Source organism: Enterococcus alishanensis (assembly GCF_019218635.1).
GTDB classification, from domain to species: domain Bacteria; phylum Bacillota; class Bacilli; order Lactobacillales; family Enterococcaceae; genus Enterococcus_A; species Enterococcus_A alishanensis.
This window is the reverse complement of sequence record NZ_JAHUZB010000003.1, coordinates 400,041-424,223: the sequence shown is the minus strand read 5'-3', so window position 1 is coordinate 424,223 and position 24,183 is coordinate 400,041. Positions and strand designations below refer to the sequence as shown.

28 protein-coding genes are annotated in these 24,183 nt (G+C 34.8%); 8 read left to right on the top strand and 20 right to left on the bottom strand.

Going from position 1 to position 24,183, the window contains the following annotated elements:
- Positions 1 to 21 precede the first annotated feature (21 nt).
- The 8 genes from hxlB to KUA55_RS09060 all read right to left on the bottom strand — a co-directional run bounded on the left by hxlB (position 22) and on the right by KUA55_RS09060 (position 6,192).
- Positions 22 to 564 carry a 6-phospho-3-hexuloisomerase gene (gene hxlB, locus KUA55_RS09095; RefSeq protein WP_218325885.1) on the bottom strand — a complete coding sequence of 181 codons (543 nt, stop codon included), beginning with the start codon at positions 562 to 564 and terminating at the stop codon, positions 22 to 24.
- Positions 561 to 1,187 carry an orotidine 5'-phosphate decarboxylase / HUMPS family protein gene (locus KUA55_RS09090; RefSeq protein WP_218325884.1) on the bottom strand — a complete coding sequence of 209 codons (627 nt, stop codon included), beginning with the start codon at positions 1,185 to 1,187 and terminating at the stop codon, positions 561 to 563. Before KUA55_RS09090 ends, hxlB begins: the two co-directional genes overlap by 4 nt.
- 12 nt (positions 1,188 to 1,199) lie before the next feature.
- Complete coding sequence (locus tag KUA55_RS09085) at positions 1,200 to 2,153, bottom strand: sugar kinase (RefSeq protein ID WP_218325883.1); 954 nt, start codon at positions 2,151 to 2,153, stop codon at positions 1,200 to 1,202.
- A 23-nt stretch (positions 2,154 to 2,176) separates the two neighbouring features.
- Complete coding sequence (locus KUA55_RS09080; protein ID WP_218325882.1) at positions 2,177 to 3,448, bottom strand: gluconate:proton symporter; 1,272 nt, start codon at positions 3,446 to 3,448, stop codon at positions 2,177 to 2,179.
- A gap of 12 nt (positions 3,449 to 3,460) precedes the next feature.
- The gene (locus tag KUA55_RS09075) at positions 3,461 to 3,703 is read right to left on the bottom strand and encodes a hypothetical protein (protein WP_218325881.1); all 243 of its coding nucleotides are present in this window, start codon (positions 3,701 to 3,703) and stop codon (positions 3,461 to 3,463) included.
- Between the two features lie 2 nt (positions 3,704 to 3,705).
- The gene (locus tag KUA55_RS09070; RefSeq protein WP_218325880.1) at positions 3,706 to 4,440 is read right to left on the bottom strand and encodes a sugar phosphate isomerase/epimerase family protein; all 735 of its coding nucleotides are present in this window, start codon (positions 4,438 to 4,440) and stop codon (positions 3,706 to 3,708) included.
- A 223-nt stretch (positions 4,441 to 4,663) separates the two neighbouring features.
- Entirely contained in the window at positions 4,664 to 5,665 is a 1,002-nt protein-coding gene (locus KUA55_RS09065; RefSeq protein WP_343214718.1) for a LacI family DNA-binding transcriptional regulator, read from the bottom strand.
- Positions 5,666 to 5,784: 119 nt separating this feature from the next.
- Positions 5,785 to 6,192: a pyridoxamine 5'-phosphate oxidase family protein gene (locus tag KUA55_RS09060; protein ID WP_218325878.1), complete on the bottom strand. Its 408-nt coding sequence runs from the start codon at positions 6,190 to 6,192 to the stop codon at positions 5,785 to 5,787.
- A 186-nt stretch (positions 6,193 to 6,378) separates the two neighbouring features.
- On the opposite strand from KUA55_RS09060, the gene KUA55_RS09055 reads away from it, so the two are divergent.
- The gene (locus KUA55_RS09055) at positions 6,379 to 6,687 is read left to right on the top strand and encodes a DUF960 family protein (RefSeq protein WP_218325877.1); all 309 of its coding nucleotides are present in this window, start codon (positions 6,379 to 6,381) and stop codon (positions 6,685 to 6,687) included.
- A 6-nt stretch (positions 6,688 to 6,693) separates the two neighbouring features.
- Here KUA55_RS09055 and KUA55_RS09050 read toward each other — a convergent pair whose 3' ends face one another.
- Positions 6,694 to 7,494 (bottom strand): AraC family transcriptional regulator, encoded by an 801-nt coding sequence (locus KUA55_RS09050; RefSeq protein WP_218325876.1) that lies wholly within the window; start codon positions 7,492 to 7,494, stop codon positions 6,694 to 6,696.
- Positions 7,495 to 7,581: 87 nt separating this feature from the next.
- Here KUA55_RS09050 and KUA55_RS09045 point away from each other — a divergent pair, with 87 nt between their 5' ends.
- Entirely contained in the window at positions 7,582 to 9,756 is a 2,175-nt protein-coding gene (locus tag KUA55_RS09045; protein WP_218325875.1) for an alpha-galactosidase, read from the top strand.
- Positions 9,757 to 9,793: 37 nt separating this feature from the next.
- Here the strand turns inward: KUA55_RS09045 and KUA55_RS09040 are convergent, their stop codons facing one another.
- Positions 9,794 to 11,392: a glycoside hydrolase family 13 protein gene (locus tag KUA55_RS09040; protein ID WP_218325874.1), complete on the bottom strand. Its 1,599-nt coding sequence runs from the start codon at positions 11,390 to 11,392 to the stop codon at positions 9,794 to 9,796.
- Complete coding sequence (locus KUA55_RS09035) at positions 11,382 to 13,337, bottom strand: sucrose-specific PTS transporter subunit IIBC (protein WP_218325873.1); 1,956 nt, start codon at positions 13,335 to 13,337, stop codon at positions 11,382 to 11,384. Before KUA55_RS09035 ends, KUA55_RS09040 begins: the two co-directional genes overlap by 11 nt.
- Before the next feature lie 228 nt (positions 13,338 to 13,565).
- On the opposite strand from KUA55_RS09035, the gene KUA55_RS09030 reads away from it, so the two are divergent.
- Positions 13,566 to 15,050, top strand: a complete 1,485-nt coding sequence (locus KUA55_RS09030; RefSeq protein WP_218325872.1) for a sucrose-6-phosphate hydrolase — start codon at positions 13,566 to 13,568, stop codon at positions 15,048 to 15,050.
- A 9-nt stretch (positions 15,051 to 15,059) separates the two neighbouring features.
- Positions 15,060 to 16,043, top strand: a complete 984-nt coding sequence (locus KUA55_RS09025) for a LacI family DNA-binding transcriptional regulator (protein ID WP_218325871.1) — start codon at positions 15,060 to 15,062, stop codon at positions 16,041 to 16,043.
- Between the two features lie 73 nt (positions 16,044 to 16,116).
- On the opposite strand, the gene KUA55_RS09020 is transcribed toward KUA55_RS09025, so the two are convergent.
- From KUA55_RS09020 to KUA55_RS09000, 5 genes are all read right to left on the bottom strand, one after another.
- A complete protein-coding gene (locus tag KUA55_RS09020; protein WP_218325870.1) occupies positions 16,117 to 16,812 on the bottom strand; it encodes an ABC transporter permease in 696 nt (231 codons plus the stop codon).
- On the bottom strand, positions 16,812 to 17,732 hold the full coding sequence (locus KUA55_RS09015) for an ABC transporter ATP-binding protein (protein WP_218325869.1): 921 nt from the start codon (positions 17,730 to 17,732) through the stop codon (positions 16,812 to 16,814). Before KUA55_RS09015 ends, KUA55_RS09020 begins: the two co-directional genes overlap by 1 nt.
- Before the next feature lie 94 nt (positions 17,733 to 17,826).
- Positions 17,827 to 18,756 (bottom strand): sensor histidine kinase, encoded by a 930-nt coding sequence (locus KUA55_RS09010; protein ID WP_218325868.1) that lies wholly within the window; start codon positions 18,754 to 18,756, stop codon positions 17,827 to 17,829.
- The gene (locus tag KUA55_RS09005; RefSeq protein ID WP_218325867.1) at positions 18,753 to 19,454 is read right to left on the bottom strand and encodes a response regulator transcription factor; all 702 of its coding nucleotides are present in this window, start codon (positions 19,452 to 19,454) and stop codon (positions 18,753 to 18,755) included. Before KUA55_RS09005 ends, KUA55_RS09010 begins: the two co-directional genes overlap by 4 nt.
- 89 nt (positions 19,455 to 19,543) lie before the next feature.
- Positions 19,544 to 19,981 (bottom strand): universal stress protein, encoded by a 438-nt coding sequence (locus tag KUA55_RS09000; protein ID WP_218325866.1) that lies wholly within the window; start codon positions 19,979 to 19,981, stop codon positions 19,544 to 19,546.
- Positions 19,982 to 20,082: 101 nt separating this feature from the next.
- Between KUA55_RS09000 and KUA55_RS08995 the strand changes: the two genes are divergently transcribed.
- Positions 20,083 to 20,301 carry a DUF5960 family protein gene (locus KUA55_RS08995; protein WP_218325865.1) on the top strand — a complete coding sequence of 73 codons (219 nt, stop codon included), beginning with the start codon at positions 20,083 to 20,085 and terminating at the stop codon, positions 20,299 to 20,301.
- A gap of 11 nt (positions 20,302 to 20,312) precedes the next feature.
- Positions 20,313 to 20,576 (top strand): hypothetical protein, encoded by a 264-nt coding sequence (locus KUA55_RS08990; protein WP_218325864.1) that lies wholly within the window; start codon positions 20,313 to 20,315, stop codon positions 20,574 to 20,576.
- Between the two features lie 24 nt (positions 20,577 to 20,600).
- On the opposite strand, the gene KUA55_RS08985 is transcribed toward KUA55_RS08990, so the two are convergent.
- From KUA55_RS08985 to KUA55_RS08970, 4 genes are all read right to left on the bottom strand, one after another.
- A complete protein-coding gene (locus KUA55_RS08985; RefSeq protein ID WP_218325863.1) occupies positions 20,601 to 21,026 on the bottom strand; it encodes a universal stress protein in 426 nt (141 codons plus the stop codon).
- A gap of 171 nt (positions 21,027 to 21,197) precedes the next feature.
- Entirely contained in the window at positions 21,198 to 21,488 is a 291-nt protein-coding gene (locus KUA55_RS08980) for a hypothetical protein (RefSeq protein ID WP_218325862.1), read from the bottom strand.
- Between the two features lie 150 nt (positions 21,489 to 21,638).
- Complete coding sequence (locus KUA55_RS08975; protein WP_218325861.1) at positions 21,639 to 22,382, bottom strand: MerR family transcriptional regulator; 744 nt, start codon at positions 22,380 to 22,382, stop codon at positions 21,639 to 21,641.
- 50 nt (positions 22,383 to 22,432) lie between these two features.
- Positions 22,433 to 22,963: a hypothetical protein gene (locus tag KUA55_RS08970; RefSeq protein ID WP_218325860.1), complete on the bottom strand. Its 531-nt coding sequence runs from the start codon at positions 22,961 to 22,963 to the stop codon at positions 22,433 to 22,435.
- A 276-nt stretch (positions 22,964 to 23,239) separates the two neighbouring features.
- Between KUA55_RS08970 and KUA55_RS18520 the strand changes: the two genes are divergently transcribed.
- Positions 23,240 to 23,362, top strand: coding sequence for a hypothetical protein (locus tag KUA55_RS18520; RefSeq protein ID WP_281419020.1), 123 nt, complete (start codon positions 23,240 to 23,242; stop codon positions 23,360 to 23,362).
- A 320-nt stretch (positions 23,363 to 23,682) separates the two neighbouring features.
- On the top strand, positions 23,683 to 24,183 hold the full coding sequence (locus tag KUA55_RS08965) for a CD3072 family TudS-related putative desulfidase (RefSeq protein ID WP_246601447.1): 501 nt from the start codon (positions 23,683 to 23,685) through the stop codon (positions 24,181 to 24,183).

The window sequence follows — 24,183 nt, the reverse complement described above, 5'->3', positions numbered from 1 at the left end:
AATCCCGTAGTGATCAAAAAATTATTCTACATTTACATGTTCATGCAAGGCATCAGCATTTGATGTATCGTCTCGTTTAGCCAATTTCAAAGTTAACGCATCTAACGTAATATGGACAGTTTGATCGAATAATGAAGACAACAATTGGACTGATTTCACTCCGGAACCAGTTTTCGTCGCTCCAGGAACAATAATTACTTTGTCCGCTAATTTTGCCAAAGGTGAGGCTGGTTCAGACGTTAGTACAACTATGTCCAAGCCTAGTTTTTTCGCAGCTTCTGTATCGGCAACGATACTTTTCGTCGTACCCGATCCAGAAATAGCCACCCAAGTATCCCCTTTTTGAATCGAAGGTGTAATTGTTTCCCCCATTACATAATCGGTATAACCAATGTGCATCAAGCGCATCGCAAAACCTTTTCCTTGGAAACCACTGCGACCAGCACCAATCACAAAAATTCGTTTGTCTTTTTGAAATAATGTTAATGCATCATCGATTTGGCTTTCATCAACTAGCGCCATCACTTCATTGATTTCATCCATAATTGTTTTTATTGTACTCATGCTTTTAGCCCCTCCATAAATTCTTTAACCGCTGCAGCAGGATCGCTGGCTTTACTAATTTTAGAACCAACGATGACAATTTCGATTAATCCTTGTGTCGCTAGAGCCTTTGTTTGCGCCAAATCAATGCCCCCAGCAATTGCCAAGCGTTTGATTTCTGGAAATTTCTCATGAAAATGAGCAACATTTCCTACTGCATCTTGTTTATCCACACGATCTACCGAATGATGTAACGCATAAATAGCATGTTCAAATTCAAGAATTTCAGCAATTTTTTCCTCGCTGACTTCTAATAAATCAATCATCATAGTTTTACCGGTTTCTTCAGCGACTTGATAAGTTGCTCGTAAAGTATCTAAAGACGCCGCACCCATCACTGTTAAAATATCACCACCATATTTAAAACCTTGACGAAACTCATAAGCACCTTCATCAATGGTTTTTAAATCCACTAATAGTTCTGTATTAGGTAAAGCTTCCCTCAATTGGGTCATCGCTTCAATACCGTAATCTTTCACTAAAGAAGTACCCATCTCCACAATATCTGTTTTTCCATCAAGTTGTAGCGCTAAAGCTACCGCATCCTCTAAAGAGACACGATCGATTGCTGCTTGTAATTTCATACTTACACGACCTTATTTATTTTTTGCTAAAAAATCTGCTAATTCTTCTGGTGTTGGATAACCGTCATTATCTCCAGGAGCTTGAACAGCCATTGCACCAACAGCATTGGCACGAATTACAGCATCTTTCAAGGATTCTCCTTCAATTAAAGCCGTAATTAATCCTGCCGCAAAACCATCACCGGCACCCACAGTATCTACCACATGATCTACTTTAAAACCTGGCACAGTAAAACTAGTCCCATCCTTTTGTTTGATATATGCGCCATCAGTTCCTAATTTAACAATCACCGTTTGAGTCGCTTCACCATTTGCCAAATAAAAATCAGCAATCGTCTCAGGATCTCTTGAACCAACTAAAATTTCACCTTCATTAATACCAGGTAAAACAATTTCAGCATGACTAGCTAAATCGTTGATTGTTTCCACCATATGCTCTTGACTTGACCAAAGCTGTGGACGCAAATTTGGATCAAAGGTAGTCCGAACATGATTTTTTTCTAATAGCGTAATTAAATGGCGGAAAGCATCTAAGGCTTCTTCTGAAATTGCTGGAAAAATACCGGACAAATGGGCCATTTTCACATCGGAAAAATCAATTGTATCTAAAACGGCTTTATCAAAATGCGCTGCCGCTGATCCTTTACGAAAATAGAAAATACTTGGATCGCCATCACTGACGCGGTCTTTTAATTGGAAAGCCGTCCAATATTCATCAGTTTCATCAATATAATCTGTGCCAATATTATTTTCTGCTAACTGATCGACAATAAAATCACCAAAAGGATCTTTTCCAAGCCGAGTAATGTATTGTGTACTATGACCAAGTCGGGAAACACCAACAGTCACATTTACTTCTGCGCCAGCCAAATATTTTTGGAAATTACTGGCATCTTTCAAACTTTTATCAACCTCTGTCGATCCAAACAATGCAATTGGTTCACCAATCGTTAAAAACTCACTCATAATAATACCTCTTTTCAAATTTTTTATAAAAGAATATATGCTGCAACTAAGTTAAATGCCGTAGCTACCCAAGCCCAAGGCAATCCGGTTAGTAAAAATGTCTTAGTATCTAATTCTGAATATTGAACCGCCCACAAGTTCCAAGATTGGGTAATATCGGCTGAAACACCCATCATTGAAGGAACTACAAGTAAACCATACAAGAAATATTGATTGAACATCCCGGTACCAACTAAAATTGCTGCAGTTGCCGCACCAGCACCATAAAGCATCAATGGTCCACGGAAGTAAGCTAGTGGTGCAATAATCAAAATAATAATGACTAAAACTAGTTTGCTGTCAGGAATGATACTTTGGAAGACTGAGGTGAAGCCTGACATTGCATGAACAGCCGCTGATTGGAACATAGTTAAAACAAACAACATGATTAATAAACCAGCAATATCTGAAATCGCATGTTTGGCTGTTTCATTCATCATATTGACAAAACCTTTGTAAGTTTTCATATTTCCTGTGGCAAGGAAAGCAATAATAATTGAAATCAACAAGGCAGGAACCGCATCCCATTTTGCAAAAATACTTAATGCAACTGGTAAGACTGGTAAAATATAAGTCCAAACTGCAACTTCACGTACTTCTTCAACTGTCTCACTTTCAACAATAAATGGTTTACCGTTGCGAATTTTTTTGGCATTAAATAGTATAAATAAAATCACGATTACCATTTGAACCGCCATTGCAACAAAACCAAAACGTTGGTAATGAGCGCCCCAAGCAACTTTTGGGAAGAAAACTTGGAATTGAACGAACAAGACATTGTTTACATACATTGCTGCCCCGATTGATAAAGTAAAAACAGAAACGGCAATATTTTTAGGTACACCAATTGAAAACATAATCGGAAATAAAATTACCCCAACAGCAATTGCAGAGCCCACACCGTATGAACTAGTAAAAATCAAAGCAATTACTAAAGCGATTAAAACCGTTGCTAAAACCGGACTCTTTTTACCAACTTTTTCTGTTCGGCGAGAAATACTTCCAGCAATTCCGGTATCAACTAAAACTCGACCAAACCAAGAACCAAAAATAATATAGGAGGCCGTTTTCCCGTAATTTAAAACAGGCTCTGTAAAAATTTCTTTGACTGCTACATTAAATGGTACTAAACCAATGATGGTCCACAAAACCGCCATTACGAAGAAACCAACTGTTAAGTTTCCGCCTTTCATAGCGTAGACGACAAAGATAATAAATGTTAATGCTAATAATAATCCAGTAATAATACTACCCAACGCTGCCACCTCCTAATATTGGTTTAGTTCACTTAAAATTTTTTGATAAGTCGACATTGGTTTACCGGTTTCTTCATTAAAGAAATCATTTTCTAGATTATTAAATCTTTGAGCTAAATAATATGCTGAAAGATAACCCGCCAATGCTTCTTTTGCTGCTGCTTCGGTTTTTTTAGTTGAAAAATCGATCGTTAAACTATCCATAAAATGATAAGCAAATTTTTCTGGATCAATTTTAGTTTGTTGATCTTGCATGATTACTCCTCCTCTAAAAGATTCTTCGCTTCAAGAATTTGATCATTTGCAGTAGTTGGATATTCAATGGCAACCGGAACATCTTGAGGTAAAATTGCTAAAATTTCCCGCCAGTTTAAAACGCCGTGATCTAAAAATTCAGCTTGTGGTTTATCATCAAGATAAGAGACATCTTTTACATGAATATAGCGAACATAATCTTTTAATTTTTCTGCTGCTTCTTTTTCATCTAAACCTTCGCCAACAAAACGCCAATTACCTAAATCATACACGTAACCAACATTAATATCGGCTTTACAAATAGCTTTCATAAATGTCTCAATCGCTTCAATTGTTCCACTGGTTAAAGTTTGGTCGTTTTCAATATTAATTGCTACTGGTGAACCGGTTAACATATGAAGTTCTTCTAAAGATGATTCTTCTGTAAAATCACCAATATTCCATTTAATATGTTTGATGCCAGTATCTTCTGCTTCTTTTAAATACCCTGATAATTTGGGATTTATTTTTCCATCAACAAAAACTTCATCTGGTACACTATAAAATAATTCAACATTATTTTCTGCAGCTACCTTTTTCACTTCAGGTAATTCAATAGCTAAATCATTAAAATATTCGCGACGAACTTCTACTTTGTTAAAACCTAGATCAACAGCTTCCTTTATTAATTCACTTTGCTTGGTACCGTTTGCAACTTTATCAGCATAGACTAAAAAATTTAAGACTAAATCTCTCATATTCTTCCATCCCTTTCTTTTCTCATAAACTTTATGGATTCATAGTAAACCGGTTCCCTAAATTTGTCAAACGCTTTCATTTTAAAAAACAAAAAATTTGGCCAGAAAAAAACTGCGAGCTTTGGAAACCGGTTCCCCTCGCAGTAAAATTATTTTTTAAATAACGTTGATATTTTATCGTTTTTCGTTTCTGATTTAAAATATTTTTTCGATGAATAATCATTTAGATTGAATTTCGCCAGCGCAATTTGGCAGGTACAATGGTTTCTTCTTTAATTGTTTCTCCATTTTTTAAGTAATCAATCATCTTTTGAGCAGCCACTTCACCAATTTTTTGTGACTGTTGTTCAATGCTAGTTACTCCTGGTCCTACTAAAGCAGTAATCTTCCAATCATCAAAACCAGTGATTCCTAAATCGTCAGGAATAATAATTTTTTCTTCTGCTAAAATAGTTAAAAGTTCCATCAAGACCCGTCCATTAGAAGCAAATAATAACGTTTTTTTACTATTCTTCACCATTTTTAAGACTATCGATCGTAAATCTAAGCTTTCAGTAACCTCCACTAATTGGACTGTTTTCCCTGCAGATTCGGTCATTTCTTTGACTGTATTATAACGAACTTCTCTAGTAGTAACTTCAGCGATAGGTTCTGTAACTACGACAATTTGTTGATAGTCTTTCTTAAAAACTTCAGTAAGGACATTTACTACCGAAGCATGATTATTCGTTACAACTGCTGGACATAGATCTGGTTCGATTCGCCGGTCAACCAGAAGTAAAGGTAAACGACGGTCTAACAGAAATTGATATTGTTTGGCATAGCGACTACAAGGTTGTAAAATAATCCCTTCTACCCCTTGATCCAATAATTTTTGAATCAATTCGTGTTCTCTTTCAATCGAATTAGCTGAATCAACAATCACCATTTGATAATTATTTTTCGCTAATACGTCTCCTACACCTTTTAACAGTAAAGAGGCATACATATTAGAAATATCAGCCACCACTACACCAATCAAGAAACTATGTTTTGATTTTAAAGCTTGGGCTTGTCGACTTGGACGATAATCTAAATCTTTTATGACTTTTTCAATTCGATGTTTGGTTTCTTGACTCATATTGCCATAATGGCCATTTAAAAAACGAGAGATTGTTGTTTTTGAAACATCTGCCAGCTCTGCTACTTGCTTGATTGTTACTTTTTTCATGACAGCCTCCCTTATTCGTAATATTTATCTTTAATTATCATAAATATATTTACATCTTTAAATTTATGACATTCATTAATAAATAGCAAGACGAAATCAAAAAAACCCGACAAAGTTGTCAGGTTTAGCCTTAACTATCTCGTCATATCCATGAAATGGGCTTGACGGTTTTTATAATGTTTGACCGCCAGAGTTTCAAAAGTAGCAATTACCGGATTAGGATATTTTAACCCTTTTTGAAAATCATTTAGTTTTTCAGCAGCTAACTCTTCATAAGCAGTCATTTCTTCAATAATAAAAAATCCTTTTAGCGCTATACTTTCGTGATTATCCGAATCAACCACAAATAATGTACCGGCATGATCTCGAGAAATATTCTTTGCCGTTTGACCATCTCCGTTAATATAGAATTTGAAATAATAATGATCTCTTCGTTCAATTGGACTCGAGACAGCGATCAAATGGGGAAATTGACCATCGTCTGTTGTAGCTAAAGTAAATGCATCAGCCTTTTGTAATAATTCTTCAATTTCGTTATTCATAATGGGGACTCCTTCTCGTTTTGACAACCTAAGATTAACAAAATTTATAGGCTAACCTCAAAGAAACAGCTCGTTTTTGGCAATCATTTTTTTCTCATTTTATATTTTTTTTGATACTCAAAATAATTACTTAGCATCTATTAAAAAAACTGGTATCATAAGAATAACAATAAGGAGGTAGCTGCAATGTTCGAACAAAATAAACCAATCCGCAGTGAAATATCTGAAGACATTATCCCAAAACAAATCCAACTTGAATTATGGAATATGATTTTTAGACGCCAGCAAAAAGGCATGACCTTGGTCTCACCGCAACGTTTTAATTTTTTTAAAGACCCAGTACATCAAACTTTAAGTGTGGTTCATTCTCAAGCTGAGCCGGCTTTTTCTGATAATGTAACAGCACCTTATATCCCAGAATTTGCCAATATAAACTTTCCAAGTAGAGTTTATATTCATGATATGGGTAACGAGATGGTGCTAAAACTCGACTAAAGCAGATTAATCTGCTTTTTTTATTTGCTTACTGGCAATATATTCTGTCGGACTAAGGCCCATTTCTTTCTTAAATACCTTAGAAAAATAATTACTGCTGGAAAAGCCAACTGCTTCAGCAATTTGATAAATCGTTTGCTTTCCCCATAATAATTCTAGACTTTTTAAAATTCGTACTTTGCGTAAATAAGCCATGGGTGTATCTTGATAAGCCGCTTCAAAGGTCTTGATTAATCGGTATTTTGATTCCTCAAAAATAATTTCTAAATGATCTAAACTTAAATCCGTTTGATAATGCTGATCTAAATACTGTCTCAATTTCTCAGCTTGAGGATTGGCGCTCTGCATTTGTTTTGCTACCTCAGCTTTAATCATCAAAAGAAATTCAAAGGCTATTCGGGCATTTTGATACAAATCTATTTCTTCATTTTTCAAGTAATCGACCATGCTAAATAATTTATTCTGGAATTCTATACTGGCAGTTTTTACAACTACACTAGATTGTTCTACCCATTGCCGCATAATTGGTGTTAATTCCAAATAGATAAATTGCCAATTTTCACCAGTATAACTACTTTTACTGGGAATCTCAGTCAAGAAAAAATCCCCAGTCTGTTGAGCAAAAACTTGTCCTCCACTTTTAAAATTACCTGAACCAGATAGAGTAAATTGAAAAACAATCAGATGATCTTTCCGTTGATTGCTATCCCAAAAATAATCGGGACTCCCTTGACCCACACCTAATCCTATTATCAATGGTAAATTTTCGTGATTTAAATAGTTGAATCGTCGTTGGAAATTTTGCAATTTATTACCCTCTCTTCAATTTCTTATTCTTGTTTTCACTCAGATTATCTTTTACTCTTAGTATATAATAAATAAAGGAGCCTTAATATGCCAATAATATTTGATCAAGAAAAAGGATTTTTCCACTTGAAAAACTCAGAGATTAGTTACATTATCGGTTTAGAAAAAAACAAATATATTACCCATCGTTACTACGGACCAGTCTTATCTTCCTATGCTGGTAGTAATCAATTACAAATGATTGACCGTGGTTTTGCTACTAACCCTGATAGCCAAGAACGCACTTTTTCTTTAAATGCTTTACCATTAGAAACAAGCTCTCAAGGAAATGGCGACCACCGTATCAGCAATTATCAAATTCGTAATCACTTCGGGCAAAACGTCACTAATTTTATCTATTACACTCATGAAATTACTGAAGGAAAAAAAATACTACCTAGTTTACCCAGTCTTCGTGGTAACAATGTAACTACACTAGCGATTACCTTAAAGGACCACAACCAAAATTTGTTAATGACTTTAACTTATAATTTATATGAAAATTATCCAGTTATTACCCGAAATGTTCATTTTGAGAATCAAGGATACGAAACTGTTTATTTAGAAAATGCCGGTTCCCTTTTAATTGATTTTCCCAGTACCGATTATGAACTCGTAACCTTGAATGGTTCTCACACTTGTGAAGCCAATATTGCACGGCAAAAATTACATCCTGGTATTCAAAAAATCGAAAGTAGTCGGGGAACAAGTAGTCCACAACATCAGCCGTTTTTGGCTTTAGTAAATCCAGAAACTACTGAAACTTCTGGTCCAGTTTTTGCTTTCCACTTCGTTTATAGCGGTAACTTTGTGGCTCAAGTAGAAGTGGAGCAATACGGCTCTAGTCGTTTACAGATGGGAATCAACCCAGATAATTTCGAATGGCAACTACAACCAAAGGCTATATTCCAGACGCCTGAAGTTGTTATGAATTATAGTCAACGAGGATTTAACCAGATGTCTCAAACCTTCCATCAAATTTATCAAAAGGAGTTAATTCCAACCGGTTTTATTAACAAAGAACGTCCAATTTTATTAAATACTTGGGAGGCCAATTATTTTGAATTTGCTGAAACGGCTTTATTAGAACAAGCACAAAAAGCTAAAGATTTGGGAATCGAATTATTTGTCTTAGATGACGGTTGGTTTGGTAAGCGAGATGATTCTTCCAGCTCTTTAGGTGATTGGCAGACTGATTTAAATAAGTTACCTCATGGATTGAAGGATTTATCTGAAAAAATTCATGCATTAGGGATGCAGTTTGGTCTATGGTTTGAACCAGAAATGATTTCAAAAAACAGTGATTTATTTCGTGCTCATCCTGATTGGGCCTTGCAAGTTCAGAATTATCCCATGACTGAAGGTCGGCGACAATTGGTTTTAGATTTAAGTCGTGAAGAGATTCAAGATTATCTGGTCCACGTCCTTAGTCAGCATTTAGAAGAAGCAAAAATTGATTATGTAAAATGGGATATGAACCGTCATTTAACTGAGATTGGAAATGTTATCTTGCCTCCTGAACAACAAAAAGAGCTTTCCCATCGCTATGTGTTAGGACTTTATCGTATTTTAGCAAAATTAACTCAAAAGTTTCCATCGGTTTTATTTGAAAATTGCTCCAGCGGTGGTGGTCGTTTCGATCCTGGCATGATGGCATATATGCCGCAAACTTGGACTAGTGATAACTCAGACGCTCTTTGCCGGTCAATTATTCAATATGGTTATAGCTATCTTTATCCTCCAATCATGTTAAGCGCCCATGTTTCTGATGTGCCAAATCATCAAGTTGGACGGATAACACCATTAAATACCCGGGGATTGATTGCTATGAGCGGTAACTTTGGTTATGAATTAGATTTAGCTAAACAAACAGAAACTGATTTAATAGAAATAAGTCAGCAAGTTGCATTTTATAAAGAACATCGAAAATTATTACAATTCGGCGAGTTTTATCGTTTACAAGCGCCTGATAAAAATTTTGCCAGTGCTTGGTTATTTAAGAACCAAACAGAAGTATTAGTAATCTACTCTAATGGTTTAGCACAACCTGCTGTTCCGATTCACTATTTAAAAATGATTTATCTAGACAATCATGCCAATTATCAGGAATTAGCATCAGGTGAACAATTTAGTGGCAGTGAATTAAATCATGCGGGTATGTTAATTCCCCGCATCAAAGAAGACTTTGCGACGGTTATGTATCATTTTAAGAAAGTTGATTAAACAAAAGACTATGCCGAATAAAGGCATAGTCTTTTATTTACTTGATACGAACAGCAAAAGCTTCATAAGGTTTCAAGTCTTCACTGATTTGCTCTTGATAATTAGTGATCAACCATTCGCGTACTTCAGGTTTAAAATTTAATTTGTACGATTGTTTTTCAGCAGAAAAATTAACAACAACTAAAATTTTATCGTTATTCAGTTCCCTCAGATAGGCTAAAACTTGGAGGTTTCCAGTTTCAACAACTTGATAGCTCCCTGAGATAATTGTCTCTTCACTTTTGCGTAGTTGAATCAATTTCTGATAAGTATAAAATAATGATTCAGGATCTGCTAAACTATCAGCGACATTAATTTCTGTTGCATCTCCAACCGGTAACCATGGCGTTCCCGTCGTGAATCCTGCATTAGAGCTACTATCCCATTGCATTGGATGACGCGCATTATCTCGGCCTTTAGCATTAATTGAGTCTAGTAGTTCAGCATTAGTGTATCCTGCAGCCAATCTTTCTTGATACATTCGCCGGCTTTCAATATCGTCTACTTCACTAATATCAGTGACGGGATGATTAATCATGCCAATTTCTTCGCCTTGATAGATATACGGCGTTCCTTGCATGAAATGTAAATAGATAGCCAGCATCTTCCCGCTTAGAATACGAAAATTCTGATCATCACCCCAACGAGAAATGATTCTTGGCAAATCATGATTATTCCAAAATAAAGAATTCCAGCCTTTACCAGCTAATTCGATTTGCCATTTCGACAAAACCTGATGTAATTCTTGCGGATCTAATTTTTTTAAATCCCATTTACGCTTTCCAGCTTGTTTATCTAAACCTATTTGTTCAAACTGAAAAACCATTGACAACTCTTGGCGTTCTTCACCGGAGTATAATTGAGCAATCTCAGGAGTAGCACCCCATGTTTCTCCGACAGTCACCACATCATAGTGTCCAAAAGTTTTTTGGTTCATTTCTTGCAGTAATTCATGTAGACGGGGACCATTTTTGGTAATTTCTTGATCTGGTTCTTTTCCAATCAAATCAATCACATCTAAACGAAAGCCGCCAATCCCTTTATTTAACCAAAAATTCATCATATCCCAAATTGCTTGACGCATATTTTTATTTTCCCAATTTAGATCTGGTTGTTTAATTGAATGCAAATGTAAATAATATTGATCCAATTGTGGTACATACTCCCAAGCCGAACCACCGAAATTTGAAACTATTTGATTTGGTTGGTTGCGCCAGACATAAAAATCATAGTATGGACTCTCAGGACCTTTTAATGCTGATTGAAACCATGGATGCTCATCCGAAGTATGATTCACCACTAAATCCATTATAATTTTTATATTGCGCTTATTCGCTTCAGAGATTAACAGATCCATCGTTTCCATCGTGCCATATTCCGAACCAATTTTCTGATAATCACTAATATCATATCCATTATCGTCATTGGGTGACTGATAAACTGGACTAAGCCATATTGCATCAATCCCCAGTTTCTTTAAGTAATCTAATCGGCTGATGATACCTGCTAAATCACCGATGCCGTCTCCATTGCTATCTTGAAAACTGCGAGGATATATTTGATAAATGACGGCTTTTTTCCACCAATTAGTCTTCATAAGCTTCACTCACTGCTAAGATGTCTGTTCCTGCAGTTACCGTTTGATGATCTATTACTGCAACTTCTCCATAAGCCATCGTATTTGTAATAATAAGCATGACAGTATCGTCATAACCTTCGTTAAGGATTTTTTCGCGATCAAAAGTTCCTAAAATATCACCTTTTTTAACTAATTCGCCTTGTTTACGGGAGCTAGTAAAATATTTTCCATTTAAATTAACAGTATCTAAACCAATGTGAATTAAGATTTCTGCCCCTTTTTCACTAGTCATACCATAAGCATGACGTGAATCATAAGCCACTGTCAATTGACCATCTACTGGAGCATAAATCGTATTATCATCAGGTTTAATCGCCACACCTTGTCCCATCATCTCAGTCGAAAAGACTGGATCATTTACATCTTTTAATGCAACAACTTGACCACTAACAACTGCCGCAATGGTTTCATCTTTTGGTAAGTCATTCTTTTCTGGACTTTCATTGATTTCAACCGCTGCTGTATCCGTTACTTCATCGGTTACCAAATCGTTCATTTTGTTACGACCATAAAAGAAAGTTAAAGCAAAACCACAACTTAAACTAATCAAAATTCCTAGCATAAAGAACGGAATTGATTTTGGTGCGATTGAAATAAAGCCGATGACACTAGCTGGTCCCATCGCAACTGATAAAACATGGAAAAATCCAATAACTGCACAAGCGATTCCTGATGCAATCATGCCACAAATAAATGGAAATTTTAATTTTAAGTTCACGCCGAAAATTGCTGGTTCAGTAATTCCTAATAAAGCAGAGATACTTGCTGAAGAAGCCAATGATTTTTGTTTTTGATTTTTAGTCAAAAAGAAAATTGCTAAGGCTGCGCCACCTTGTGCCACATTTGCCATTGAAGCGACTGGGAAAATGAATGACCCACCTGTTCTAGCGACATCAGCCAATAACGTAGTCTCAATCGCAGGAAAACTTTGATGCAGACCCGTGATTACAATCGGTGAATAGAATAAACCAAATATACCTAACCCAGCTGCACCTGTTGTATCATATAACCAAACCAAGCCATTCGTTAAACCGTCAGAAACTCCACGCATTACTGGGCCAACAATGATAAAAGTTAAAAATCCTGTGATAATAAGAGCCAGCATTGGAGTAAAAGTAAAATCAAAAGCATTAGGAATTTTCTTATGGAAGAATTTTTCTAAAGTGGCTAAAATCCAAGCAACTACCAAGACTGGTAGGACTGAACCTTGATAACCCGCTTGTGCCACATCTAAGCCAAGCAAATGCCAATAATTCATTGTCCCGTCAGCAATCGCATTAGCTACCCCATAACCATTAATTAAGTCTGGCATAACCATGACCATCCCCATCGCAGCACCTAGATAAGGATTACCACCGAAGCGTCGAGTTGCCGAGAAGCCAACCAAAATTGGTAAAAAGGCAAAAGGTGCGGAAGCCATTAAATTAATAATACTAGCAAAATCAGTTACTGCTGGAAACATTTCTACAACTGATTGTGGACCAAATAATCCAGCTGACGTTAATACATTATTGATGGCCATTAACAAACCACCAGCTACTAACGCTGGTACTATCGGCACAAAAATATCTGATAATACTTTTATTCCTGCCATAATAGGATTCATTTTTTTGCCATCAGCCGCAACCGCTTTTAAATCTTCAGTCGAAGCTTCGCCAACATTGGCAATTTTGACAAAATCTTTATAGACAAAATCAACATCCCCAGGGCCAATAATAATCTGATACTGACCATTCGCTAAAAATGTCCCCTTAATATCATCATTATTATCTAATGCCTCTTGATCAATCGCAGTGGTATCTTTTAAAACTAAACGCAAGCGTGTTGCGCAATGCGCCGCGGCTTGGACATTGTCTTTTCCTAAAGCTTGAATAATCTCTTCTGCAACCTTTTTGTGATTCATTTATTATCCTCCTTAAAATGAAACCGTTTTTCTTAACCAGAGTATTACATTTTTTCAGATAATTGTCAAACGTTTATCAAAAATATTTTATGAAAATATTAAAATAATTATAAATTCTTTGTTTAAAAGGATTAGAAGACGAATTTCAAATTGATTAACGTTTGACATTTTTGCAGTTTGCAATTAAGATACCTATTAAGAAGACGCTTACTTAAAAGGAGAAAAATCATGGATTTAATAAAAAAATGGACCACTGATTTACGTTACTTACCTTATCAACAATGGTCAGATTCTTATTTAGAAACATTAACCACGACTGTGCATCAATCAAAATGGCGTTTAAATTATCATATTCAACCAATCACTGGTTTATTAAATGATCCCAACGGCTTCTCTTATTTTAATGGGAAATGGCATTTATTTTATCAAGCTTATCCGATGGGACCAGTTCATGGTTTGAAATCTTGGTATCATGTGACATCTGATAATTTAGTTGATTGGCAGAATGAAGACTTAGCATTGGTTCCTGACAATTCATATGATAGTCATGGGGTTTATTCTGGTTCTGGAATAGCGATCGATGATCAATTATTTTTAGTCTACACCGGTAATGTTCGTGATAATCAATGGCAACGCTCAAGCTATCAAATGGGTGCTTGGCTTAATCAAGAAAATCAAATCAAGAAAATTGAGCAGCCTTTGATTTTACAAGAACCTGGGTATACTGACCATTTTCGTGATCCGCAAATTTTTCTATATGAAGAAAGCTATTATATTTTGCTAGGGGCGCAAGATACCGATTTAAATGGTAAAATCCTAACCTATCGTTCTGATGATTTAATGAATTGGCAGCTACTTGGTGAGCTGAATTTTACTGATAAAGAAATGGGTTTTATGATTGAGTGTCCCAATTTAATTTTTACTGATGATCATGCAGTATTGCTATTTTGTCCACAAGGAATTGATCACGAGCAACTAAATTATCAAAATATTTATCCAAATACCTATGTGATTGCTGACGCATTTGATAGTGAAAATAATCAATTAACCAATACGAGTGACTTGAAAAACCTGGATGAAGGTTTTGATGTCTATGCAACACAAGCCTTTAATACACCTGATGGACGTGCTTTGTCAGTTAGCTGGGTTGGATTACCTGAGATTTCCTATCCTTCTGATCAAGATGGTTGGGCGCATGTTTTAAGTATGATTAAAGAAATTTCAGTAGAAAACCAGCAACTTGTACAAAAACCTGTTGCCGAAATGAAAGAGTTAAGATTAGAAAATACTCCTCTAGCTGGTTCGTTATCTTCCAAAGCAGTTTTTTTAAAGAAAAACGTTTTATCACAATATGAACTGAATTTAGTCATTAACGAACAAACTCAAGGGGAATTAACTTTATTTGCAGATGAAACAGGACATGGATTTACCCTCCTTTTTGACACACAAAATGGTACAATGACCATAAATCGTGAAAAAGTTGGTATTCCTTTTGCTGAAGAATATGGTCAAGAACGGAGCTTTACAATTGATAAAGGTCCGCTGGAGTTACAGATATTCGTTGATACAAGTTTGATTGAAATTTTTGTAAATGGTGGCAAACAAGTGGCGACAGCTCGTGTTTTCCCAACACAAACAACAACTGATTTGTTGTTATCAGCAAAACAAGGAACTTTTTCCGGAAATTTTTGGACACTCCGTTCAATGAAATAAGGAGTCATTATGGCAATTAAATTAACAGACGTAGCAAAAAAAGCCGGTGTTTCGCCGACAACAGTTTCTCGCGTGATTAATAATTATGGCTCACTCAGCAAAAAAACAATTGATAAAGTAAATGTTGCCATGAAGGAGCTAAATTATCAGCCGAATTCTTTAGCCCGCTCTCTACAAGGAAAAAATACGCAACTCATCGGCGTCATTTTCCCAACTGTTGCAAATCCATTTTATGGCGAATTGGTTGAAAAAATCGAATCAAAATTATTTGAGCTAGGCTACAGGACAATCTTATGTGATAGTGCAAATAATAAAGAAAAAGAGCGTAATTATTTAAACATGTTGGCTGCAAATAAAGTCGACGGAATTATTGCTGGAGCGCATAATTTAGGTATTCAAGAATATGAAAATATCGAATTGCCGATTGTTTCTTTCGATCGCTTTTTAGCGGCTGGGATTCCAATTGTTAGTAGTGATAATTTTCAAGGTGGCTACTTAGCAACGGAAAATCTTTACTTGCACGGTGGACGAAACATTGCGATTTTAACAGGTTCACAAGAATCAGATTCCCCTACCAATGATCGTTTACAAGGTTATTTAAAATTTATTGAAGAGAAAAATCTAGCACCGCAAATTTTTCAATTTCATACCAAAGCACGATCTAGCGCCTTAAAAAATATTGAGATAAAAAAAATTCTTTCTCAAGAGGAAATTGATAGCATTTTTTGTACCGACGATTTGACTGCCATTTTAGTCCATAATATCTGCCAAGAATTAGCCATTAAAATTCCAGAGGAAATGAGAATTATCGGCTATGATGGAACAAAATTTATTCAAAATTATTTCCCAGTTCTTTCTACGATCGCACAACCAATGAGTGATTTTGCAGATTTATTAGTAGATTTAATGCTACAACGAATTGAAAATCCTGAAAAAGAATTAGAACAAAATTATTCCTTACCAGTAAAATTAATTCAAGGAAAAACAACCTAAAAAAACGTTGATACGTTATACAGCCTCCAAAAGATAATTCTTTTATGGAGGCTGCATTCCTTATCAACGTTTTTTAGACGGCTTCACGATTAACATTTTTAATACTAAGTAGAACAATGCCACAACCAATCAGCGAAAAAATGACCATCGCTAAGACATTAGAAGATAGACGATTGCCAGTCGATCCCAAATTACCATTTACCACTAGGCCGATCACAACTGCTGTGACAATTGTTGCTGTACTTGATTTGGTCTTCAAGCCCACCCATAAACAAGTCATACTTGTCGCTATCGTGGCAACCATTAAAATAGCAGAAACTATCAAAAAGTCTAATATTTTTTGATTACTTACAGTGCCATCTATAAATTGTGTTTGATTGACGAAGATGGTCATAGCAAAAGTCAAAATAATTTGGCTAGCAAAATCAAGAATAAATGCTAGCAGAATAACTAAGCTTAATTTACTCATTAAAATCTTCTTTTTAGCAATCGGATATAAAAATAAATTTGCAATTGTTCCTCGTTCATATTCTTTTGTAATAATATTCGCCACTAAAATTCCTACAAAAATCGTACAGATCAAACGAATGAAAATACCACTCATTTCTAGGTATGAATCCCCATTTGGATACAATAAACTTATTTCACTTGGCTCTAAGAAAAATAATGGTGAGACAATAAAGATAAAACTAGCGATTGTTGTAATGGCAATCCCCACAATATATTTCATTAGCGGTACTCTTTTTAATTCTAATCTCATTAATCGCATCATTTTTTCTCCCCTTGATTCATTAATCTTAAAAAATAATCTTCCAAATCGCCTGTTTGTTCTTTAATACTAAAAAGCTGAACTTGGTGATGAATTAAGGTTTCCATGATGTGCTGCTGCGTAATGTGACTATCGTATACTCGAATGGTTTGCTCATCAATCACTTTAAAATTAGTAATGGCCAATTCTTCATCTAATAATGAGGCTGTTTTTTCCAGCTGATCTACCTGAATTTCAATATATTTTTTTGATTCTTCTGCAATTTCCTGTAAACTCATTTGTTTTACTAGTCGACCGTGATCAATAAATCCGATTACGTCACACAGCGATTCAATTTCTGAAATAATATGACTAGAAATAAAGATTGTTGTGCCAAATTCACGATTGATTTGTAAGAGTAGCTCCCGAATTTCTTTAATTCCAAAAGGGTCTAATCCGTTGATTGGTTCGTCTAAAATTAAGAGCTCTGGTTCATTAATTAACGCTCTAGCGATAGCTAAACGCTGTTTCATTCCTAAAGAAAGTTCTTTCGCTCTTTTGTCTTTAACGGCATATAAATCGACTAGTTTTAGTTTTTCCTCAATTTTCTTTTGGTCATAGATACCTAAATATTCAGCCTGCAACATTAGATTTTCAACTACCGTTAATTTGTCATAAAATACCGGGATTTCAATAATACTACCGATGTAACGTAGATATTCATAAGATTTTTCGTTTACTGCTTGATTTAATACCTCAATGCTACCAGTATCTGGATGTAAAAGATTTAGTAACATTTTCATTAAAGTCGTTTTTCCTGCGCCATTGGGACCTAAAAATCCATAAATTGTGCCTTGATCGACAGTTAGACTAATATTATCTAAAATTTTTTGTTGTTTCATCGTATAAGAAAGCTCAGTAATTTGAAATGCTTGTTTCATTTTGTTTCCCCCTCATCTCTTGCTTGAATCTATCTTAGCGAAATAAAGCTGGAAACTTATGACATATTTCTTACTTTATTCTGAAACGTTCCTTTCATCGTGTTTTTGGAAATTTCACAGTAAAAGAGGTTCTTACATAAGGTTGACTATACACAGTAATTTTCCCCTGCATGCTTTCAACTAATTTCTTTGTAATAGCTAGCCCTAAGCCACTACCACTGTAATTCTTATCAGTTGCATCTTCTAAAGTAATCATTCGTTCAAAAATTTTTTCTTGATTCTCTTCCATAATTCCCTTGCCTTTATCCATGACTTCTACTAGTACCTGTTCAGTTGTTTGCCACACTTTTATCGACAAGTAATGACCCGCCTCCCCATACTTTATGGCATTACTAATTAAGTTGCCAAAAATACGATGAAAAGCCAATTTATCTCCTAAGACAAAAATCGTTTCCTCAGGAAGTTCAAGCACTAGTTCCAACTGTAAAGAATCAATTTTTTCATAATAGCTTAAAATTTCTTCACGTAAAAGCTCCACCAAATCGAGTTTTTCAGTTGTAAGCTTCATTTCTCCAGCTTGTAACTTATTTAAATCAAAATAACCGTTAATGGTCTTAGTCAGTTTGTCGGCTTGACGACCGATTTTATCAAGCTTTTGGCTAATTTCCCCTTGATCTAATTCTGCTAAATTAGATTTTAGCACTTCCGTATAGCCTGAAATAACTGTTAAAGGAGTCTTTAAGTCATGAGAAAGATTGGTTGTCGTATTTTTTATAGCGCTATCTAATTGATTAAACTCTTTTTGGAACTGGCGATGATCATCAACAAAAATATTTAAACTATTTAAAAGTTCTTGAATATTTTTATTCGAAGAACCATAGGTAAGTGTACGATTGGGATGCTCATGACTATTTTTCACCTCAAAAGTTACTGCTTTTAGATCTTTTTGTAATTGCCAGAACTTATGATAAAGATAAATAGTTAAGCTTAGCAGAATAATTCCGCTGAGTAGTAAGAAAATCATTGACTATCTCCTAACTTATAGCCGATCCCCCACACTGTGACAACATATTTAGGATTTGAAGGATCGTCTTCGATTTTTTTTCTTAAGCGTCGAATCGTCACATTTAAAACATTGTCATCATTCAGAAATTCGTCATCCCAAACCTCTTGATACAATTGATATTTGGTAAATATTTTCTTTGGATGATCAACAAAAAGCTGTAATAAATCGAATTCCTTTTTTGTTAATTGAATCTCCTGTTGATTTTTTCGAATTGAGAAAGCTTCTGGTAATAATTCAAAACCTAAATCGTTCGAATCAGTTGCTCTATTTACCACATGGTTATATTGATCATTGCGCCGAAGCATTGACTTCACACGGGCCAGTAATTCAAAGACCGAGAAAGGTTTAGTTAAATAATCATCTGCCCCATGTTCTAAACCAACAACTTTATCAAATTCTGTATTTTTGGCTGATAAAATTAAGATCGGTACCGTGTTATTCTTTCGTAATTCTTGCATTAGGCTAATGCCATCTTTTCCAGGCATCATCAAATCTAAAATTACTAAGCTCAACTCTTTTTCATTTTTAAATAATTCTTCCGCTTGCCAGCCATCTTCTGCCGTTAAAACTTGATAGCCTTGCTTAGTTAATTCTTCAAATAATAATTCACGTATATCCTTTTCATCTTCAACTACTGCAATTTTCGTTTGTGTCATTATTTTTATGATCCTCTCAGCAATTTTTTACTATTATAGCAATTTTTAACATATAAAAAACGCTTTTCACTATGAAAAGCGTTGAAATTTTATTTTATAACCATGACATTACAACTTGCTTGATTAACCACATAGGCTGTCGTTGACCCTACTAATACTTGTGAGATAGCTCCTAATCCAGTCGCTCCCATCACGATTAAATCTGCATTAATCTGACTTGCCAAACTAACAATTTCTCTTTTGGGAGATCCAGCAATTACTTTTGAAGAAATTGGTACTTGGCTTTCTTTTATACTGACCTCAGCTTCTAATTGACGAATCAATTCTTGAGCTTGTTGCCTCACTTCATCAAGTAATGCAACTGAATTTGCTCCGGTTGTCCCTCGAAAACTACTTGTATCTATCACTGTCATTAGTGTCATTCGTCCATGATTACGTTTGGCGATATTAATGGCTTCAGCAAAAGCCTGTTTAGCCTGAGGTGAAGCATCAACTGCTACTAAAATATTACGATATTCATCAGTCATCGCGAGTCCTCCTTTTTTTTATTTTATTCTACCATTTTTTTTGAATGATTTCACTTTACAAAGAGAACAAATGTTCGTATAATATTTATGAGGTGAGAAAAATGTCTATGCTTAGTAATGATTCAGTTAACAAATTTTATCAAACCTATGACTCTCTAGTTGGTACAAATGCGGCGCTTCCCCTAATTTTAAGTGATATTACTGCCAAAATGGATCAAGAAAAGCGCGATTATTTCACAGTTCATGTAGATCAACAGATCATTTATTTTCAGTTTGAAAGAAGAGATGGCGAATTGATTTTTACAGGCACTCATGGTTAGGAGGTTTAAGAATGAAAACTTATCAAGGAATTGTTACCAAAATAAAAATTATCCGTTTCGATAGCCAACCTTTGGTTTATTTCCGAATCGACCAACAAGACTTTTTGATTGCTCATCATTCTTTAAACTTTCTAGCAGATGTTAGTATCGATAGTCACATTGCCGTTGCCTTTACCACTAATAAAAAGCATCAACGAATCGTCCGAAAATATGGTGTCATCGGACAGACTCAGTTGATGCAAGATTTTAAAAATTTAAGTTATTCTGGTGTATAAAGTAAGTCAATTGGCTTACTTTTTTTATCGCACCACCATCACATTACATGGTGCATTGTTGACAACATAGGAAGTTGTAGACCCAACTAACAACCTTGAAAAAGTACCGGTTCCTGTGGTTCCCATCATAATTAAATCAATTTTCAATTCTTCAGCAGCTTCAATGATCTTCAATTTCGGATTACCTTCTGCTTCTATTATCGTGTAATCAACATCCTCAGGAATTTTTTCTTTTAGATTTTCCACTACTCCATCAGCTGCTTTTTTTGCAGCATCCATCGCATAATTCACAGCATACGGCTCGCCAGCTAAATGACTTGTATCTGCTACAGATAAAAGAAATAATTTTCCACTATTTCTACGGGTTACTGATAACGCTTCCAAAAAAGCATTATGGGCCTGCTCGGATCCATCAACGGCTACCAAAATCTTTTGATAAACTTCTCTCATGTTGATCCCTCCTATTCTTTCCTTTATTTTATACAAAACATAGGCGTTTTGTATAGTAAAAAGAAAGAAAAAGATCAACAATCTTATATGATATGATATTTTAATTTATTATAGCAGTTAAACTTGATAACTAATTCTTTGATACTTTTTTCACAAATAAATTTAAAAAAATTAAACTGCTGCACTTTCTGATAAAATTTCCACCGTATCGTCTTCGTTTAAAATAAAAGCGTAACGATTAAAAAGTGTTTCCAATAATTCTGGGTCTAAAGTTAATTTCATAAAGACTGGTAAATCTAATTTTTCAGAGATTTCATCGCCAGAAACCTTGTTACTTACATTGTTTTTTTGAAATTCTGCAAACGGACGCAATACTTTTGCAAAACTGTTATTAACAGCAATGCTCCCACGTTCGCATCTTAGTGCATCTCTTAATTCGACTGCATTTGTAACTGTTCTCATTTGTCATCATCTCCTTGAACAAAGAATAGCATACCTATTTTCTGATTTCAATAGATTTTGTGAAAAAAAACACAAATATTTTAAATTTATTTTAATCTTCCTTTAAAGGAGAAAAACACCTTCTAATTTCTTAGAAAGTGTTATCTTTATTTACTGTGCTTCAATAATTTTTACTAAAGCCTCTGTTGCACCAGTACCGCTTTTTTGATCGTAATATGCGGTGAATCGTTCATCGATTAAATACATAGCAGCAATTCCTTGATGAATTTTCAACTCATAATGAGGTAAATAACTACCTAGCCATTTTTTATGATCAGCAAAGATTAGCTCCGCTAGTTCTTTTGTTGGCTTTGTTAAGTATTCACTAAGATTCTTTAACAATCTTCCTTCAGTTTCTTGGATATTGTCAACTTCCTCTTGTGACATTTTTCTAAATTTTTGATTGGTTTCGTTGATGATTGTTTCACCATATTTTTCACGAATTTCATTACCGTATTGCGCTTCATTTTCTTTAATCGCTTGTTCTCTTAGCATTTCAAAATCATTTTTATTAGCCACTTTATTTCCTCCTTTTGGCTGATTGAGATTGGCATCAATTAAAGCAACAAGTTGATCCAACTGGGCCCGTTTTGCCAACAACTGTTCTTTTTGATCCATCAGCACTCTTTTGTTTTTATCGTCAGGTTGATTGAGCATTTGCCGAATTGTTTTTATGGATAAGTCAAAGGAGCGATACAATAAAATCAAAGCTAGACGATCAACTTCTTCTTCACCATATAAACGATAGCCACTTTCGGAAAAAGCTGCTGGCATTAGTATTTCTTGCTCTTGATAAAAGCGTAACGTTCGTGGACTAACACCGCTTAAATCAGCAATTTCTTTAATTGTATACATGACTCATTCCTCCTGATAAATAAAGAATAAGCCTTGACGCAACGAGAAGGTCAAGGCTTTTTTTGAAAAAATTCAACTGGCTCTACTAAAACTTTATTCCACTGCATCACAATCTTATTAACCAAGTTTAGCATCGTAATGACCGCTTGCTGGTGACTAATTTCCCCAGTTTGATAGGCTTTTGATAATTGGTGATATAATTCCTCTAATAATTGCACTTTATTTTCGAAAAGATAGTCGCCTAGCTCATACAATTGCTCTTCTTCTGGCGTTGTTTTAAGATTTTCAGGGGCCTTTAAGTATTTTTTTACTCGCCTCAAAGCATGAAGCATTTGTGGTGTCTGCTCTTGAAAATAATTGAAATCTCTTTGTTGAAGATGCTTTCGATAAGTTTTTAACATGTTACGAGATAATTCAAAACTCACATAAAAATTTTTAGTAGGATTATCTTTAGGAAGAGTTACTACAAAACTAGGCCTTCTTACTGGAATAATCTTTTCCGGTTTATTTTTAGTTTTAAAATAATAAATAAGTGCACCAATACTCACTAGTATCAATACAGATAAAATCATCAAATACATCGGTTTCTTTCCTTCCTTTTGCTATGATAACTTTTTTACCAATAAAAGCCAATAGAAATTTCATCACTGATGACAACGGATGATTTTAAAGAAAATTTTCGTCCTTAGTTTAAGTAAATCTTTACCACTCTTCACAAATTTTACTTGTTTCCTTTTGATTTCTTTAAAGTATTTCAGCTAAGATAAATGAGTGGATGACTTGGTAGCACTGCAGGTCTCAGATCTAACAGATGTAGGTTCAATTCCTACCTTCCACGTTATGAAGGAGGCTTTTTTATGAAAAAAATTATTCTTAGTTCCACAATTATTGCTTCTTTGCTCTATTTCTTAATGGTGCAAAAAGAACAGCGCCATCAATTCCCCAAAGTCTCCAATAAACATGATTATTTTCCAAGTTAATTCCAGACAATATTTCTAAAGAAAAACACTGAAATGTTATACTTTCAGTGTTTTTTTAATAGCCTTTATTCCTATTTTTATGCTTTTAATACTGGCTTTCCTCACAATTAGTGAAAAAATGAGCAAATTATTTTTTTCTTATTGTCAAAAAATAAAACAGGATATACTTGATGTGTCAGTTTATTCTATTTTTTAGGAGGTTTTTAGATGAAATTCTTAAATACAAGTTGAAATCCTTTCGTATGCTTAGAGTTTTCTAAGAAAAGAACCTCTTACTCCAGGTTAAATTAAATTTTTAACTGAATAAAGAATATTTTAGATTGGGGGAGTTATTTATTAAACCACAAAAACAATTTGTTATTGCTTCCCACTGTATTTTAAATCAAAATGCCGTGATTCATGGCTGGGAACGCGCTCGGGGAGCCTTTCCGTTTATTTTAGAAATTTTAGATCAAGGAATTGCAGTTATTCAACTTCCTTGCCCTGAATTTATTTTTCTAGGTGGAAATAGACCTCCTATGACTTATGAAGAATATGCAAAATTATTGGGATTTCGTGAAAAATGCCGTGAATTACTTTTACCCATTATCGAACAAGTTAAGCTATATTTAGCTGAAGATTATCAATGTCTTGGTGTAATCGGAATTCATGAAAGTCCAAATTGCTCAATTAGCGGACAAAGAGGCGTCTTGATGGAAGAATTTTTCTCGCTTTGTCAGCAGGAAAATATCTCCCTAAAAAATTTTGAAGTTCCTACATGGTATGAAGAAAATCATCAAGAAGATTTTCATGAAAATCTAGCAAAATTTTTGGAGGATTAA